The 15,413-nt window shown below is 72.5% G+C and carries 17 protein-coding genes; 13 read left to right on the top strand and 4 right to left on the bottom strand.

Annotated features, from left to right (window positions below):
* Position 1: 1 nt before the first annotated feature.
* The 3 genes from ATC03_RS15700 to ATC03_RS15690 all read left to right on the top strand — a co-directional run bounded on the left by ATC03_RS15700 (position 2) and on the right by ATC03_RS15690 (position 2,928).
* Positions 2–1,474 (top strand): aminopeptidase P family protein, encoded by a 1,473-nt coding sequence (locus ATC03_RS15700; RefSeq protein WP_227820128.1) that lies wholly within the window; start codon positions 2–4, stop codon positions 1,472–1,474.
* 67 nt (positions 1,475–1,541) lie between these two features.
* Complete coding sequence (locus ATC03_RS15695; protein WP_067879100.1) at positions 1,542–2,213, top strand: GntR family transcriptional regulator; 672 nt, start codon at positions 1,542–1,544, stop codon at positions 2,211–2,213.
* 25 nt (positions 2,214–2,238) lie between these two features.
* A complete protein-coding gene (locus ATC03_RS15690) occupies positions 2,239–2,928 on the top strand; it encodes a hypothetical protein (protein WP_067879097.1) in 690 nt (229 codons plus the stop codon).
* A 28-nt stretch (positions 2,929–2,956) separates the two neighbouring features.
* Here ATC03_RS15690 and glsA read toward each other — a convergent pair whose 3' ends face one another.
* Positions 2,957–4,222 carry a glutaminase A gene (glsA, locus tag ATC03_RS15685; protein WP_067879094.1) on the bottom strand — a complete coding sequence of 422 codons (1,266 nt, stop codon included), beginning with the start codon at positions 4,220–4,222 and terminating at the stop codon, positions 2,957–2,959.
* Positions 4,223–4,332: 110 nt separating this feature from the next.
* Between glsA and ATC03_RS15680 the strand changes: the two genes are divergently transcribed.
* The 9 genes from ATC03_RS15680 (at position 4,333) to ATC03_RS15640 (ending at position 12,629) form a co-directional block, all read left to right on the top strand.
* The gene (locus ATC03_RS15680; protein WP_067879091.1) at positions 4,333–5,541 is read left to right on the top strand and encodes an NAD(P)/FAD-dependent oxidoreductase; all 1,209 of its coding nucleotides are present in this window, start codon (positions 4,333–4,335) and stop codon (positions 5,539–5,541) included.
* On the top strand, positions 5,541–5,864 hold the full coding sequence (locus ATC03_RS15675; RefSeq protein ID WP_067879088.1) for a (2Fe-2S)-binding protein: 324 nt from the start codon (positions 5,541–5,543) through the stop codon (positions 5,862–5,864). The genes ATC03_RS15680 and ATC03_RS15675 overlap by 1 nt, the downstream gene beginning before the upstream one ends.
* Positions 5,861–7,378, top strand: coding sequence for an FAD-dependent oxidoreductase (locus ATC03_RS15670; protein ID WP_084003555.1), 1,518 nt, complete (start codon positions 5,861–5,863; stop codon positions 7,376–7,378). Before ATC03_RS15675 ends, ATC03_RS15670 begins: the two co-directional genes overlap by 4 nt.
* The gene (locus tag ATC03_RS15665; RefSeq protein WP_067879084.1) at positions 7,375–8,292 is read left to right on the top strand and encodes a dihydrodipicolinate synthase family protein; all 918 of its coding nucleotides are present in this window, start codon (positions 7,375–7,377) and stop codon (positions 8,290–8,292) included. Before ATC03_RS15670 ends, ATC03_RS15665 begins: the two co-directional genes overlap by 4 nt.
* A gap of 28 nt (positions 8,293–8,320) precedes the next feature.
* A complete protein-coding gene (locus tag ATC03_RS15660; RefSeq protein ID WP_067879081.1) occupies positions 8,321–9,322 on the top strand; it encodes a proline racemase family protein in 1,002 nt (333 codons plus the stop codon).
* Positions 9,323–9,389: 67 nt separating this feature from the next.
* The gene (locus ATC03_RS15655) at positions 9,390–10,877 is read left to right on the top strand and encodes an aldehyde dehydrogenase (NADP(+)) (protein WP_227820127.1); all 1,488 of its coding nucleotides are present in this window, start codon (positions 9,390–9,392) and stop codon (positions 10,875–10,877) included.
* Between the two features lie 139 nt (positions 10,878–11,016).
* A complete protein-coding gene (locus ATC03_RS15650) occupies positions 11,017–11,280 on the top strand; it encodes a GlsB/YeaQ/YmgE family stress response membrane protein (RefSeq protein WP_067879077.1) in 264 nt (87 codons plus the stop codon).
* 140 nt (positions 11,281–11,420) lie between these two features.
* A complete protein-coding gene (locus ATC03_RS15645) occupies positions 11,421–11,711 on the top strand; it encodes a DUF6412 domain-containing protein (RefSeq protein ID WP_067879074.1) in 291 nt (96 codons plus the stop codon).
* Between the two features lie 99 nt (positions 11,712–11,810).
* On the top strand, positions 11,811–12,629 hold the full coding sequence (locus ATC03_RS15640) for a YidC/Oxa1 family membrane protein insertase (protein ID WP_067879071.1): 819 nt from the start codon (positions 11,811–11,813) through the stop codon (positions 12,627–12,629).
* 38 nt (positions 12,630–12,667) lie between these two features.
* On the opposite strand, the gene ATC03_RS15635 is transcribed toward ATC03_RS15640, so the two are convergent.
* Complete coding sequence (locus ATC03_RS15635) at positions 12,668–13,414, bottom strand: glutamine amidotransferase (protein WP_067879067.1); 747 nt, start codon at positions 13,412–13,414, stop codon at positions 12,668–12,670.
* Entirely contained in the window at positions 13,411–14,130 is a 720-nt protein-coding gene (locus tag ATC03_RS15630; protein ID WP_067879064.1) for a LysR family substrate-binding domain-containing protein, read from the bottom strand. Before ATC03_RS15630 ends, ATC03_RS15635 begins: the two co-directional genes overlap by 4 nt.
* Positions 14,131–14,272: 142 nt before the next feature.
* Here ATC03_RS15630 and ATC03_RS15625 point away from each other — a divergent pair, with 142 nt between their 5' ends.
* Positions 14,273–14,683 (top strand): DUF5997 family protein, encoded by a 411-nt coding sequence (locus ATC03_RS15625; protein WP_067882394.1) that lies wholly within the window; start codon positions 14,273–14,275, stop codon positions 14,681–14,683.
* A gap of 47 nt (positions 14,684–14,730) precedes the next feature.
* Here the strand turns inward: ATC03_RS15625 and ATC03_RS15620 are convergent, their stop codons facing one another.
* Positions 14,731–15,378 (bottom strand): alpha/beta hydrolase, encoded by a 648-nt coding sequence (locus tag ATC03_RS15620; RefSeq protein ID WP_067879061.1) that lies wholly within the window; start codon positions 15,376–15,378, stop codon positions 14,731–14,733.
* Positions 15,379–15,413: the final 35 nt, after the last annotated feature.

Raw genomic sequence — 15,413 nt, 5'->3', positions numbered from 1 at the left:
GATGAACGAACCGGGCACGCTCACGCACGAGCACCCCACCGGGCCCGCCTCGGCCTCCTCGATGCCGGCCCCATCGACCCGTGACCCGCGGCTGCCGCGCCTCCGCGAAGTGACCGCGTTCCGCGAGTACATGGCCACCGGATGGGCCGCCCCCGACCGCACCCCGCCCGTCGAACCGGGCGCCGCCGCGGCATCCGCTGCCCACCGGGCCAGGCTGAGCGCCTCGCTGCCCGGCCGCACGGTCGTCGTCGAGGCCGGCCGAGCACCCGTGCGCGCGAACGACACGAACTACGACTTCCGCCCCGACAGCGACTTCTTCTGGCTGACCGGATGCTCCGCCGAAGACGCCGTCGTCGTGCTGACGCCGTCGGGGTCGGCCCACGACGCCACCCTGTTCGTGCCGGCCCCGGCCTACCCCGGCGACCCCGACTTCTTCAGCGACGCCGCGCACGGCGAGCTCTGGGTCGGATCGGCGCCCGACGCGTCCGACTGGGCGGCCGCGCTCGACCTCGAGGTGCAGCCGCTCGAGCGCCTGGGCGACCTCGTGCGGCCGAGCGACGACGTGCTGCGGTTCGGCACGGCGAACTCCGAGCATGCGGCCCTCCGCGGCATCCGACGCTCGACGGAGCTCGGGCGGGTGCTCTCCGAACTCCGCATGATCAAGGACGACTGGGAGATCGGCGAGCTGCGCCGCGCGGTCGACGCGACGGTCGAGGGGTTCCGCAGCGTCATCCGCGAGATCCCGAACGCGATCGAATGGGGCGGCGAACGCTGGCTGCAGGGCACGTTCGACCGCTACGCGCGCACGTTCGGCAACGGCCCCGGGTACTCGACCATCGTCGGCTCGGCGGAGCACGCGCCGACCCTGCACTGGGTGCGCTGCGACGGCCCGGTCAAGCGCGACGAACTGCTGCTGCTCGACATGGGCGTCGAGAGCCGTACGTTCTACACGGCGGATGTCACGCGCACGTTCCCGGCATCCGGAACGTTCAGCACCGCCCAGCGCGAGGTGCACGACCTCGTCGAGCGCTCGCACCGCGCCGGACTCGCGGCCGTCGGCCCCGGCCGCCCGTGGAGCGACTTCCACACCGCCTCGATGGAGGTCATCGCGAACGGGCTCGCCGACTGGGGGCTGCTGCCCGTCTCGGTCGACGAGGCGCTCTCGCCAGAGGGGCAGCACCACCGCCGCTACCTCGTGTGCGGCGTCGGCCACCACCTCGGCCTCGACGTGCACGACTGCGCGCACTCGAGCTACGAGGCGTACCAGCAGGCCGAGATGGCGCCCGGAATGGTGCTCACCGTCGAGCCCGGCCTCTACTTCCACGCGTTCGACACGACCCTGCCGCCCGAGCTCCGAGGCATCGGCGTGCGCCTCGAGGACGACATTTTGGTCACGGCCGCTGGCTCGGAGGTGCTGTCGGCCGCGTTGCCGATCGACGCGGCCGGCATCGAGACCTGGATGCGCGAGCAGTGACCGGCAGACCGCCGCCGGCGTGCGTGACTCCGCCCGCAGAGAATCCGCCCACAGAGAGGACAACGAGATGGCCGTCACGGCGATCCGCCCCGTCGAACCGCAGCTGAGCCTGCGGGCGCGGGTCGAACAGGCCCTGTCGGCGGCGATCATCTCGGGCGAGCTCGCCCCCGGTGAACTCCTGACCGTGCCGACCCTCGCCGCCCAGTTCGACGTCTCGGCGACGCCCGTGCGCGAGGCCATGCTCGACCTCGAGAGCCGCGGGTTCGTCGAGCCCGTGCGCAACAAGGGCTTCCGGGTCACGACCGTGAGCCCAGAGGTGCTGCGCGAGATCGTCGAGGTGCGCCAGCTGCTCGAGCCGCCCGCGATGGAGGAACTCGCGCGTCGCTTCCCGGCCGAGCAGCTGCCCGCGCTGCGGGCGCTCGCCGAGCAGATCGTCGTCGGCGCGCGCACGGGCGATTTGCGCGCCTACCTCGAGGCCGATCTGTCGTTCCACCTCGCGCTCACCCGCCTGCTCGGCAACGGCCTCCTCGTCGACACGGTCGCCGACCTGCGCTCGCGCACCCGGCTCGTCGGCCTCTCGGACATGCTCGAGACGAAGGCGCTCGACGAGTCCGCCGCCGAGCACCTCGAGCTGCTGCGGCACCTCGCCGACGGCGACGCGGCCGGGGCGCGCGCGCTCATGCACCGGCACATCCACCACACGCTCGGGTGGTGGGCGGGCAACCCCGAGGCCGAGTAGGGAGTCGTCAACCTAGACTTCGGGCGTGGAACAACATGAGACCCGTCGTGCCCGTATCGAGCACAGGTGGCCGGCGGTCTTCGCGCTCGTCGTCGCGCTCGCCCTGTACGGCGCGCTGCCGAACGATCTCATCACGGTCCAGCGGTACGTGACGGTCGCCATCGGCATCTTGCTGCTGATCCCGCTGATCATCCTCAACCCGCACCGCTTCAACACGCAGACGACATGGTCGCGCATCGCCTCGCTGACCCTCGCGATCATCGTGGTGATCTCCAACCAGATCACTCTGGTTCTCCTGGTCCTGGTCCTCGTCCGCGGGAATGGCGACGGCCCGTCATTGCTGCAATCCGCCCTGCAGGTCTGGGTGGTGAACGTGATCGGGTTCGCCCTGCTGTTCTGGGAGATCGATCGAGGTGGACCGGTCATGCGGACGATGGCCAAGCGGTCGGACCTGCCGAACGCCGACTTCCGCTTCCCGCAGGATGAAGATGACGACACCATCGTCGAAGTCGCGGCAGGCTCATCGCTCAAGTCGGACTGGACCGCCGGATTCGTCGACTACTTCTACTTCTCGCTGTCGAACTCGATGGCCTTCAGCCCCACCGACACGATGCCGCTCACGACCCGAGCGAAGCTGCTCATGTCACTCGAGTCGTTCGGCGGCTTCGTCCTGCTCGCCCTCGTCATCGCGCGGGCCGTCAGCCTCATCGGATAGCGCAAACCCGCGCGGACACGATAACCCCTCAGTCGGCGAGATCGACGTCGAGCACGCCGTCGGGGTCGCGCAGCTCGACGCGGGGGAGTCCGTCGGGCGCCGGGCCCGCGGCATCCGCTGCCCAGAGCAGCAGGCGCACCGCGGGTGCGCCGACCCGCGTGACCGCCCCGAAGTCGAGCACCAGCCGGCCCTCGGACTCGAGCAGCGGCATGAGGCGGGTGAGCACCTCCTCGACATTGCCGAAGTTCAGCTCGCCGCGGAGCATCGCGACGACCTCGTCGCCGGCGACCTCGTCGGAGCCGCCGCCGACCGAGATCTCGTCGATCGGCGAGAGCGGGGTCTCGCGGTGCTGGAGCATGTGCAGGCCGTGGCGCTCGCTGAGTTGCTCGAGCACGGCGACGCCGCGCACACTGTTGCCGCGCGCGTCGAGCCGGGGGCTGAACGTGCCGATGCCGAACTGCTCGGGCTGCAGGGCCGCGATGCCCCCGCCGACGCCGCTCTTGGCGGGCAGGCCGACGCGCACGAGCCACTCGCCCGAGGCGTCGTACATGCCGCAGCTGGTCATGACCGCGGTCGTCCAGCGCGCGACGTCCTCGCTGACGACGCGTTCGCGCGTGATGGGGTTCACGCCGCCGTTGGCGAGCGTCGCGGCCATGATCGCGAGGTCGCGCGCCGTGACCGTGAGCGAGCACTGCCGGAAGTACGCCGTCGTCGCGACCTCGGCGCTCGACGCGAGCGTGCCGGCCGACCGTGCGAGGTAGGCGAGCGCGCGGTTGCGGTCGCCGGTCGCCTGTTCGGAGGAGTACACGGCCTCGTCGACGTCGAGCGAGCGGCCGGCGAAGGCCGAGAGGCCGGCGCTGATCACCGCGAACTTCTCGTCGGCGCGGTCGCCGCGCACGAGCGAGCTGGTCACGATGGCGCCCGCGTTGATCATCGGGTTGAGCGGCCGACCGGTGTGCTCGTCGAGGCTGATGGCGTTGAACGGCTCGCCGCTCGGTTCGAGGCCGACGTGCCTGGTCACTTCGGCCAGCCCGGACTGCTCGAGCGCCAGGGCGAGCACGAACGGCTTGGAGACCGACTGGATCGTGAACTCGGCGTCGCTGTCGCCGGCCTCGTGCACGGTGCCGCGCACGCTCGCGAGCGCGATGCCGAGCTGGTCGGGGTCTGCGCGTGCGAGCTCGGGGATGTACGTGGCGACGGCTCCCGATGTCTTCGGCCGCGCACGCTCGAGCACCGAGGCGAGCGCGATGCTCAGCGGGGACGGCGTGCTCCGGTCGGACTCGTCGACGGCCATGCGGCCAGCCTAGGGCTGTGCATCCGCGTCTTCGCGGACCGACCCGTTGTGCTCCCAGTGGGTATGTGACATATTACTGATGAGCGCCAGTCGCCGATGAGAGGAGCGCCATGATCACCGACGTCGTCATCGTGGGCGCCGGCATCGTCGGCGCGGCCTGCGCCCGCGCACTCGCGATGGCCGGGGTGGGCGTCACCGTGCTCGAACGCGGAGCCGCGGCATCCGGAACCAGTGCGAAGGGCGAGGGCAACCTGCTCGTCTCCGACAAGGGGCCCGGCGCCGAACTCGACCTCGCCGTCTACGCCTCGTCGCTCTGGCCCGCCCTCGTGGCCGAGCTCGCCGACGAGCTCGCCGACGAGCGCGGTGCCGCGTTCCCCTCGCTCGAGTACGAGCGCAAGGGCGGCCTGGTGGTGGCGACGACGGATGCCGGTGCCGAGCCGTTGCTGGCCTTCGCCGCGACCCAGCGCGTGGCCGGCGTCGACGCCCGCGCGGTGTCCGTCGCCGACGCGCTCGCGCTCGAGCCGTGGCTGAACCCGGCGATCACCGCCGCGGTGCACTACCCCGACGACGCGCAGGTGCAGCCCGTCATCGCAACCGAGGCGCTGCTCGCGTCGGCCCGCCGCCACGGCGCGATCGTGCGAACGGGCGTCACGGTGACCGGTGCGATGCGCGATGCAGACGGCCGCGTGTCGGGCGTGACCACCGATGCCGGCGACGTGGCCGCCGGCGCCGTGCTCATCGCGGCCGGACCCTGGTCGGGCGAGGTCGCGGGCGCCATGGGCGTTCGCCTGCCCGTGAAGCCCCGCCGCGGCATGGTGCTCGTCACCACGCGCATGCCGCACCGCGTGTTCCACAAGGTCTACGACGGCGACTACTTCGGCGCCACCCAGTCGTCCGATGCCGCGCTGCAGACCTCGAGCGTCGTCGAGTCGACGGCGGCGGGCACGGTGCTGCTCGGCTCCAGCCGTGAGCAGGTCGGGTTCGACGAGCGCCTGCGCGTCGACGTGATCCGCGAGGTCGCGGGCAAGGCGCTGCGCCTGTTCCCGTTCCTCGCGGGCGCCTCGATCATGCGCACCTACGGCGGGTTCCGTCCGTTCATGCCCGACCACCTTCCCGTGATCGGCGAAGACCACCGGGTGCCGGGGCTCTGGCACGCGAGCGGGCACGAGGGCGCGGGCATCGGGCTCTCGCTCGCGACCGCCGAGCTGCTCGTCGCCGGCCTGCTCGGCACGCCCTCGCCCATCGACGCCGCCCCGTTCGGCCTCGACCGTGCGTCGCTCGCACCGCACCTGCTGCCCGAGACCGAGGAGGCCGCCTGATGGCCGCGCGCATGATGCCCTCGCGGCACGACCCGATCCGGCCGAGGGGTGAGCGCCCCGTCGGCATCTCGGTCGACGGCGAAGCGGTCGACGGCGTCGAGGGCCAGACCATCGCCGGCGTCGTGCTCGCGACGGGGCGGCTCGCGTGGCGCAGGACCTCGGTCGACGGTCGACCCCGCGGACTCTTCTGCGGCATCGGCGTGTGCTTCGACTGCATCGTGACGGTCAACGGCGAACGCGACGTGCGGGCGTGCCAGCGACGCGCGACCGACGGCGACGTCGTCGAGACGCAGCACGACGAGCTCCCCGAGGCGGCGCGATGAGCCCCGCCACTCCCGCGACGCCGGCCGCCGGTGCGCCCGCCGCCGGTGCGCCCGCCGCCGGTGCGCCCGCCGCGCGCACGGTGCTCGTGGTCGGCGCCGGCCCCGCCGGACTCGCCGCAGCGAAGGCCGCCCGCGAGCGCGGGGCATCCGTGACCCTGCTCGATGCCGTCGACGCCACGGGCGGCCAGTACTGGCGCCACCTGCCAGCGTCGCGTCCCTCGGCGAACGAGCGCGCGCTGCACCACGGCTGGTCGACCTACACCGCGCTGCACGAGGAGCTCGACCGCGACCCGGGCTGCGAGATCGTGCTCGGCGCGCAGGTCTGGGCGATCGAGCAGGCGGATGCCGCGGGCGAGGCCGCCCCCGTCGCCGTGCACGTGCTCGTGGGCCCGCCCGACGGCACCGCCCGGCGGGGCCGCACGTTCCGCCCCGACGCGCTCGTGCTCGCCACGGGCGCGCACGACCGCACGCTGCCGTTCCCCGGATGGGACCTGCCCGGCGTCTTCACGGCCGGCGCGGCGCAGGCGTTCGCGAAGGGCGAGCGCGTGGCCCTGGGCGAGCGGGTCGTCATCGCCGGAGCCGGACCGTTCCTGCTGCCCGTCGCCGCCTCGGTCGCCGCGACCGGCGCGAAGGTGCTCGGCGTCTACGAGGCGAGCCGCGTGTCGGCGCTCGTGAAGGGGTGGCTGCCGAAGCCGTGGCAGCTCGTGGGCGCCGCGAAGAAGGGCGGCGAACTCGCGGGCTACGTCGGCACCCACCTGCGGCACCGCATCCCGTACGTCACCGGACGGGCGGTCGTCGCCGCGCACGGCACCGACCGGGTCGAGGCCGTCACGGTCGCCGAGGTCGACGCCGACTGGTCGCCGATCGCCGGCACCGAGCGCCGCATCGAGGTCGACGCCGTGTGCGTGAGCCACGGGTTCACGCCACGACTCGAACTGCCGATCGCCGCCGGATGCGACCTCACCCCCGAGCGCTTCGTGCGTGTCGACGAGAGCCAGGCCACGAGCGTTCCCGGCGTCTACGCCGCCGGCGAGATCACCGGCATCGGCGGCGTCGACGCGGCCCTCGCCGAGGGCGAGATCGCCGGTCACGTCGCCGCCGGCGGCAGCCCGCGCGACGCCGACCTCGCCGCGGCCGTCGGCGCACGCCGCACCTTCACGGGCTTCGCCGCCCGCATCGAGGCCGCGCACGGCATCCGCTCGGGCTGGACCACGTGGCTCGAGGACGACACCGTCGTCTGCCGCTGCGAGGAGGTGCCCTACGGGCGCCTGCGCGAGACGCGCGAGGCGACCTGCGCGAGCGGCCTCCGCTCGATGAAGCTCACGACCCGCGCCGGCCTCGGCATCTGCCAGGGGCGCATCTGCGGGCGAACGGTCGAGGAGATCGTCGGCAGCCCCGCGGCATCCGTCACCACCGACCGCCGACCCATCGCCTCGCCACTGCGCCTCGGCGAACTGGCCGGCAGAGACCCCAACACCATCACGCACCGACCGTCCGAGAAAGGACACCCATGACCACCCAGAAGTTCGACCTCGGCGGCGTCGTCGTCGCGACCACGCTCGCCTTCAAGGAGGACGCCTCCGCGCCCGCAGGCCTCGCCGTCGACTACGACCGGTTCGCCGCGCACTGCGACTTCCTCATCGAGAACGGATGCCGCGGCGTCGGCCCGAACGGATCGCTCGGCGAGTACTCGAGCCTCACCGACGCCGAGCGTCGCAAGGTGATCCAGGTCGCCGTCGAGACCGTCGCGGGTCGCGGACTCGTCGTCGCGGGCGTGCACGGCGTCGGCTGGCACCAGGCCGTGCAGTGGGCCGAGTACGCCAAGGAGGACGGCGCCGACGGCGTGCTCGCCCTGCCGCCGACGATCTACCGCGCGAGCCGCAGCGAGGTCGTCGAGCACTACACGCGCCTGAACGAGGTCGGCCTGCCGATCATGCTCTACAACAACCCGTTCGACACGAAGGTCGACCTCACGCCCGACCTCGTCGCCGAGCTCGCCCAACTCGAGAACGTCGTCGCGATCAAGGAGTTCACGGCCGACATCCGCCGGGTGCTCGAGATCAAGGAACTCTGCGACATCGACGTCATCGCCGGCGCCGACGACCTGCTCTTCGAGTCGCTCGTGGTGGGTGCGACGGGCTGGTTCGCCGGCTACCCGAACGCGTTCCCGAAGGAGGCCGTCGAGATCTACGACCTCGTGAAGGCGGGCCGCATCGACGAGGCGCGCACGCTCTACACGCAGCTCGTCGCGGTGTTCCGCTGGGACTCGAAGACCGAGTTCGTGCAGGCCATCAAGCTGTCGATCGACATCGCCGGGCAGAGCTACGGTGGACCGACACGTCCTCCGCGCGGCCCGCTGTCGGCCGAGCACGAGGCGCAGGTGCGCCGCGACACGCAGAAGGCGCTCGACTACATCGCGAGCCGCTGAGTCCGGCCGTCCGGAGCAGGAGGAACACATGCGCTCGAACCGGGTCATCTCGGCCGTCGACTCGCACACCGAGGGCATGCCCACGCGCGTCGTGACCGGCGGCGTCGGGGTCATTCCCGGCGCGACGATGAACGAGAAGCGGCTCCACTTCATGGAGCACCTCGACGACCTGCGGCTGTTCCTCATGAACGAACCGCGCGGCCACGCCGCGATGAGCGGCGCCATCCTCCAGCCCTCGACCCGGCCCGACTGCGACTGGGGCGTCGTCTACATCGAGGTGAGCGGATGCCTGCCGATGTGCGGGCACGGCACCATCGGCGTGGCCACGGTGCTCGTCGAGACGGGCATGGTCGACGTCGTCGAGCCCGTCACCGAGATCCGGCTCGACACCCCCGCCGGGCTCGTGATCGCGCGGGTGGCGGTGACCGACGGCCATGCCGACTCGGTGACCATCGAGAACGTGCCGAGCTACGTCGAGGCGCTCGACGCCACCGTCGAGGTGCCCGGCTACGGCACGATCCCGTACTCGATGGCGTTCGGCGGCAACTTCTACGCCATGGTCGACCTCGACGCGGTCGGGCTCCCGTTCGACCGCGAACGCCAGCAGGAGATCGTGACGGCCGGCCTCGCGATCATGGCGGCCATCAACGAGACCGCGCCGCCGCGGCATCCGTTCATCGACGGCGTCGACCACTGCCACCACGTCGAGTTCATCGCCCCCGGGTCGGATGCCGCGCTGTCGCGCCACGCCATGGCCATCTTCCCCGGATGGTTCGACCGCTCGCCGTGCGGCACCGGCACGTCGGCACGCATGGCCGAGCTCTGGGCGCGCGGCGAGCTCGCGCTCGACACCGACTTCGTCAACGAGTCGTTCATCGGCAGCCGCTTCGTCGGTCGCCTCATCGGCGAGACCGAGGTCGACGGCCGACCCGCCGTGATCCCGACCATCACCGGCCGGGCCTGGGTCACGGGCACCGCGCAGTACCTGCTCGACCCGAGCGACCCGTTCCCGACCGGCTTCCAGTTCTGACCCCCCGACCCGACCGGCTCCGACCCCGCACCGCACCGCACCGAACCGCACCATGCAGGAGACCCAGATGACCCCCGAGCTCGAGACCATCGCGGCGAACGCCGCCGCAGCCGCCCGGCCGTTCGCCGACACGAACCCGCGCGACCGTGCGAAGGCGCTCGTGGCGGTGGCCGACGCGCTCGAGGCGAACGCCGACTCGCTCGTCGAGGTCGGCATGGCCGAGACGGGCCTCGCCGAGGCGCGCCTGCGCGGCGAGCTCCGCCGAACGGCCGTGCAGCTCCGGATGTTCGCCGAGGCCGTCGCCGACGGCGCGTACCTCGACGTGCGCATCGACCAGGCCGATCCGGCCTTCGCGCTCGGACCCCGCCCCGACGTGCGCCGCTACCTCGTGCCGCTCGGCCCGGTCGTGAACTTCGCGGCGTCGAACTTCCCGTTCGCGTTCTCGGTCGCGGGCGGCGACACCGCCTCGGCGCTCGCCGCCGGCTGCCCGGTGATCCTCAAGGGGCACCCGGGCCACCCCGAGCTCACCGAGCGCACGGCCGCGATCGTCGCCGAGGCGCTCGCCGCCGCGGGCATGCCCGACGGCGTGTTCCAGGTCGTCACGGGGCAGCAGGAGGGCGTCGAGATCCTCGAGGACCCGCGCGTGAAGGCCGGCGCGTTCACCGGCTCGATCCCGGCGGGCCAGTTCCTCGCAGGCATCGCGGCCGCGCGCCCGGTGCCGATCCCCTTCTTCGGCGAGCTCGGCAGCCTCAACCCCGTGTTCGTGACCCAGGCGGCGCTCGACGAGCGCGCCGACGAGATCGTCGCGGGCTTCGTCACGAGCGTCAGCGGTTCGGCCGGGCAGCTCTGCACCAAGCCCGGGTTCGTGTTCGTTCCCGCCGGGCACGGGCTCGAGCAGGGCATCGCGGATGCCGCGGCATCCGTCGCCCCGCACCGGCTGCTGAACCCGCGCATCGCCGCGGGCTACGCCGAGCGCCGCGAGGCCGTGCTGGCCGCCCCCGGCGTGCGTGCGGTGGCCGAGGGCCGCGTGGAGCTCGACGGATCCGGGCAGGGCTGGGTCACGCCGACGATCGTCGCGGTCTCGCTCGACGACCTCGCGGCGGGGCGCGACGAGATCCTCGAGGAATCGTTCGGCCCGCTCTCGGTGCTCGTCGAGGTGGCGCCCGGCACCGACCTCGCGGCCCTCGTGCCGACCCTGCTCGACGGCAACCTCACGGCGACCGTGCACGCCGCGGCCGGCGAGGATGCCGCTGAGCTGCAGGCCCTGGTGCGCGTGCTCACCGAGCACGCCGGTCGCGTGCTGTTCGGCGGCTGGCCGACGGGCGTCGCGGTGACGCCCGCGATGCAGCACGGCGGACCGTGGCCGGCGACCACGAACGACTCGTCGACCTCGGTCGGCACGGCCGCCATCACCCGGTTCCTCCGGCCGGTCGCCTACCAGGGCGCGCCGGAGTCGCTGCTGCCCGAGCCGCTGCAGACGGCCAACCCGTGGGGCGTGCCGCAGACGATCGCGGCCGCGGGGGAGTCGACCGGCTGGGGCGACGACCTCGGCTGACGCGCCCGCCCTGCGCGATCCTCGACGGCCCCGCCCGCGTATATAGCGCGTCCAAGACGTGCAGCGCAAGGGCCAGCCACACGGTGGCGCCCCGTGGTTCAGTGGTACTCCTCCAACCCCCGATACAAGGAGCACTACAGTGAGTTTCCTCGGATTCCTCCTCCTCGGCCTGATCGCCGGTGCCATCGCCAAGCTCATCCTCCCGGGCAAGCAGGGCGGCGGCTGGTTCATCACGCTGCTGCTCGGCGTCGTCGGCGCGCTGCTCGGCGGCTGGCTCGGCAGCCTGATCCTGAACCGCCCGCTGACCGAGTTCTGGGACCTCGGCACCTGGCTGCTCGCCATCGGCGGCTCGATCATCGTGCTGCTCATCTACGGCCTGATCACGCGCAACAAGCGCGCCTGACCCGCGACAACACCCGCCCGAGCGGATGCCGGTACCCACCGGCATCCGCTCGTCGGCGTTTCCGGGGGTCGGCGTGCGTCGCCGCGCGGTCACTCCAGTGTTAGCGTGAAGGTCTGATCCCGACCGCAGAGGAGGCGCACGTGGACCACGTCGTCGCCCTCCTGCGCCTGATCCAGGGCGTGCTCGAACCGCAGCTCGCGGGCGACGCGCACCTCACGGCCATCGTCATCGGCGCGCTCTCGATCGCCGCGGTCGCGGTCATCGTGACGTCCTACCGGGCGGTTCCCTCCCTCGTCGGCGCCGACGCCAGCAGCGCGTCGCTGCGGCACCGCCAGACGGTCGATCCGGGGCGCCTCATCGCGCAGAGCGACCCCGACGCGGCAGGTCGCCCGCGTCCCAGGGCGCCGGGCGGCGCCATGCAGGCCGCGTAGCGACATTCGACCCACTGCCCCGCGCTCGCGGGTGCATCGGCGACCCTGCGCTCTCGCGGCCAGACGGACTCCCACTCCGCTCCGACCGCAAGGAACCTCATGGACCTCTACGCCTTTCCGCCCATCGCCGCCGTGCTCGACGTCGCCTACTCGCTGCTCATGGGCCTCACCGACCTGCTCGAACCGCTCGCCGGCGGTGCGAGCGCCGCGCTCGCGATCGTGCTCGTGACGCTGCTCGTGCGAACCGCCCTCATTCCCGTCGGCGTCTCGCAGGCGAAGGCCGAGCGCACCCGCGCACGGCTCGCGCCTCGCCTGGCCGAACTCCAGCGCAAGCACAAGGCGAATCCCGAACGCCTGCAGCGCGAGATGATGGCGCTCTACGCCGAGGAGGGCACGTCGCCCTTCGCCGGCTGCCTGCCGATGCTCGTGCAGATCCCCGTGGTCGGCGTCATCTACGCGCTGTTCATCCTGCCGGTCATCGCCGGGCACCCGAACGACCTGCTCACGCACACGCTGTTCGGCGTGCCCCTCGGCTCGAGCCTCGCGGGATCCCTCGCTGCCGGCACGGCGACCCCCGCGACCATCGCCGTGTTCGGCGCGATCGTGCTGCTCATCGCCCTGGTCGGCGAGGTCACCCGGCGGGCGTTCCGGCCGGTCGCGGCGGCGGGTGCGGCATCCGCGTCGAGGTCGTCGTCTTCCGCATCCGAGCCCGGCCAACTGCCGGGGCTCGCCAGCATGCAGAACGTCTTGGGCCTCCTGCAGTTCGTGACGGCGGTGGTCGCGATGTTCGTGCCGCTCGCCGCGGCGGTCTACCTGCTCATCACCGTCTCGTGGACGCTCGGCCAGCGGCTCGTGCTGCGTCGCCTGTTTCCTGCAGCGCCCTCAGCGCCCGGGGTGCCGCCCGCGCTGCCCGCGTGAGCGCCGTCGGTCGGGAGCGGCGCGGGCGATGCGACGCGTCAGCCGTCGGCGCCCGCGAACTCCGCGAAGCGTCGAAGCAGTCGCTGCGGTTCGGTGACGGATGCCGCAGCCAACCGGTCGCTCACGGCGCGAAGTTCGCTCGCCGGGAAGTAACCGTGGTGGCGGTACACGTTCGCGCGCGCGACGAAGTCGTGCGCGGTGACCTCTGGATGGAACTGGGTCGCGTAGACGCGCGCCCCGGCCCGGTAGACCTGCACGGGGCACGCCGCCGACGACGCGAGCAGCACGGCGCCGTCGGGCAGGCGCTCGGTGGCCTCCTTGTGGCCGACGAGCGCGTCGAAGCTGCGGGGGAGCACCCCGGTCAGCGGGTCTTCGGCGCCCGCGTCGGTGAGCGTGATCTCGACGGCCGCGGCGTCCTCGCCGTGGCGGGTGCCGACCTCGCCGCCGAGCAGGCGCGTGAGCACGCCGATGCCGTAGCACGTGAACAGCAGCGGATGCCCGCCGTCGAGCGCGGCCTCGGCGACCCGTGCGAGGTCGTCTTCGACGCGGCGCTGCACGGGGTGCTTGTGCTCCTCGGGCGTCGTCACGTTGAACGGGCTGCCACCGACGACCACGCCGGCGTAGTCGGCGAGATCGGTCTGCGGAAACGACTCGATGTCGAGGCGGACGTGCTCGAGCCGGCCCGCATCGACCGCCATGGCGCGGCGGATCGACTCGTACTCCGGCCCGACCGCCTCGACCTCGGGTCGCGCCGAGAGGAACAGGAACGGCCGGGGTTCGCTCATCGGCCTCTCCGCTTGCTGCGCTGCTTCGCGCCGGAGCCCGTGCGAGGAGCCGGACGGGCGGACTTGCCGCCCTTGCCTCCGGCCTTCCCGCCCTTGCCCTTCTTCGCCGCCTCGGCGGCGCGGCGTTCGGCCGCGGCCTTCTTCGCGGCCTTCGCGGGCGAGAGCGCGGGCTCGTCGTCGGCGTGTCCGCGCGAGCTCTGCGCCTTGCGTCCGCGCACCACGCCGACGAACTCCTGGATGTCGGCGTCGTCGCGTTCGAGGGTCCAGACGAGCGCGATGCGGGTCGGCGCGGCATCCGTCACCGGAATGGCGACCACGTCTTTGCGCGCGTGCAGGCGGGCGACGCCGTGGGGCAGGAACGCCAGGCCCGTGCCCGCGGCCACGAGCTCGATCGTCATCGCCGCGTCATCCTGAACCGGGGCGACCTGCTCGTCGACGAGGTCGGCGAGGGTCAGCGACTCCGCGTCGGCGAACGCGTGGTCCTTCGGGAGCACGGCCACGGCCTGCTCCTCCCACAGGGGGATGGCGTGCAGGCCCTCGGTCTCGATCGGCAGGCGCACGAACGCGAGGTCGATCTCGCCCTCGCGAAGCCCCGCGAGCTGGTCGGACTCGTCGACGCGGTGCGCCTCGAGCGCGAGGTCGGGTCGACGCTCGTTCCAGGCTCGCAGCCACCTGGCCGGACTCACTCCGGCGACATAGCGCAGTTGCAGGGTCATCTCGCCCCCTCCTGTGCCACGGAAACGCCCATGACAGGCTATCGCGCCTCGATGGACGGTCGTTGTGCGCGTGTCATCCATGACGACGGATGCCGCACACAGGCGGACCGGCTAACGTATCAGGGTGAACGCCTCCCAGTCGATGAAACCCGAGACCGCCGCCAAGAAGCTCGGGATCCTCCTCGACGCGACCCCCGAGGAGTTCCGCGAGGGCACGATCACGCGCGACGAGGTCACGAAGCTCCAGGCCGACCCGCCCGAGTGGCTCGAGACCCTCCGCCGCGATGGCCCGCACCCGCGCACCGTCGTGGCCTCCAAGCTCGGCATCTCGAACTCCGGCCTCGCGCGCAGCGGCGTCACCGAATCCCTGACCAGCGCCGAGATCAAGGCCCTGCTCGAGGCGCCGCCGCAGTGGCTCGTGCAGGAGCGCGCGACGCAGGCGGCCGTGCGTGCCGAGAAGATCCGCGTCGCCGAGCGTGACAAGGAGCGCGCCGCGCGCTGGGCCGCCGAGGGTCGCACCTCGGGCGGCGGCGGAGCCGGCTCCGGCGTCTGACGCCCCAGGCCCCGCCGGTCGAGGAGCGAAGCGTCTCGAGACCCGACTCAGGCCGCCACCTGCGCACGGACGAAGGCCGCGACATCCGCGAGCTCCCGCTCCGAGACGGAGTGCCCGAGCCCCTCGTAGATGCGTTCGTCGAGCGTCGAACGCACCGGCAGCCAGCTGCGCGTGCGCTCGATCGAGGCCTCGGGAATCACGGGGTCGGCCGTGCCGCGCCCCCAGAACACCGGCGGGCGCAGCTCGGCGAGGCGCTCGTCGCCGTCGCCCTGGCGTTCGCCGGGCAGCACGAATCCGGCCAGGTTCACCACGTACGCGAAGCGCTCGGGCGCTCGCCGCAGCAGTTCGAGCGAGATCGCGCCGCCCTGCGAGAAGCCGAGCAGGCCGACGGAGCTCACGTCGGGCGCTGCACGGTCGAGCCAGGCCAGGATCGCGTCGACCGCGGCATCCGCCCCCTCGATCGCCATCTCGGCGCCCTGCGCGAGCAGCGGGAACCACGCGAACCCCGGCCCGGCGGGCAGCGGCGCCCGGAGCGACGCGATGACGGGCTCGAGCGGAAGGTACGGCGAGAGACCGAACAGATCGCCCTCGTTCGAGTTGAACCCGTGCAGGAGCACGAGCAACGGCCGGCCCTCCCGATCGGCGGCCGAAGCCGACCAGATCACCGCGTCATCGTCGATCTGCACACTCGTCATGCTGCAACGCTAGCGGCGTGAGGCAGAATCGAGGC

The sequence above is a fragment of the Agromyces aureus genome, from assembly GCF_001660485.1.
GTDB classification, from domain to species: domain Bacteria; phylum Actinomycetota; class Actinomycetes; order Actinomycetales; family Microbacteriaceae; genus Agromyces; species Agromyces aureus.
Note: the sequence above shows the minus strand (reverse complement) of the source record. Positions and strands in the feature narration are given on the sequence as shown.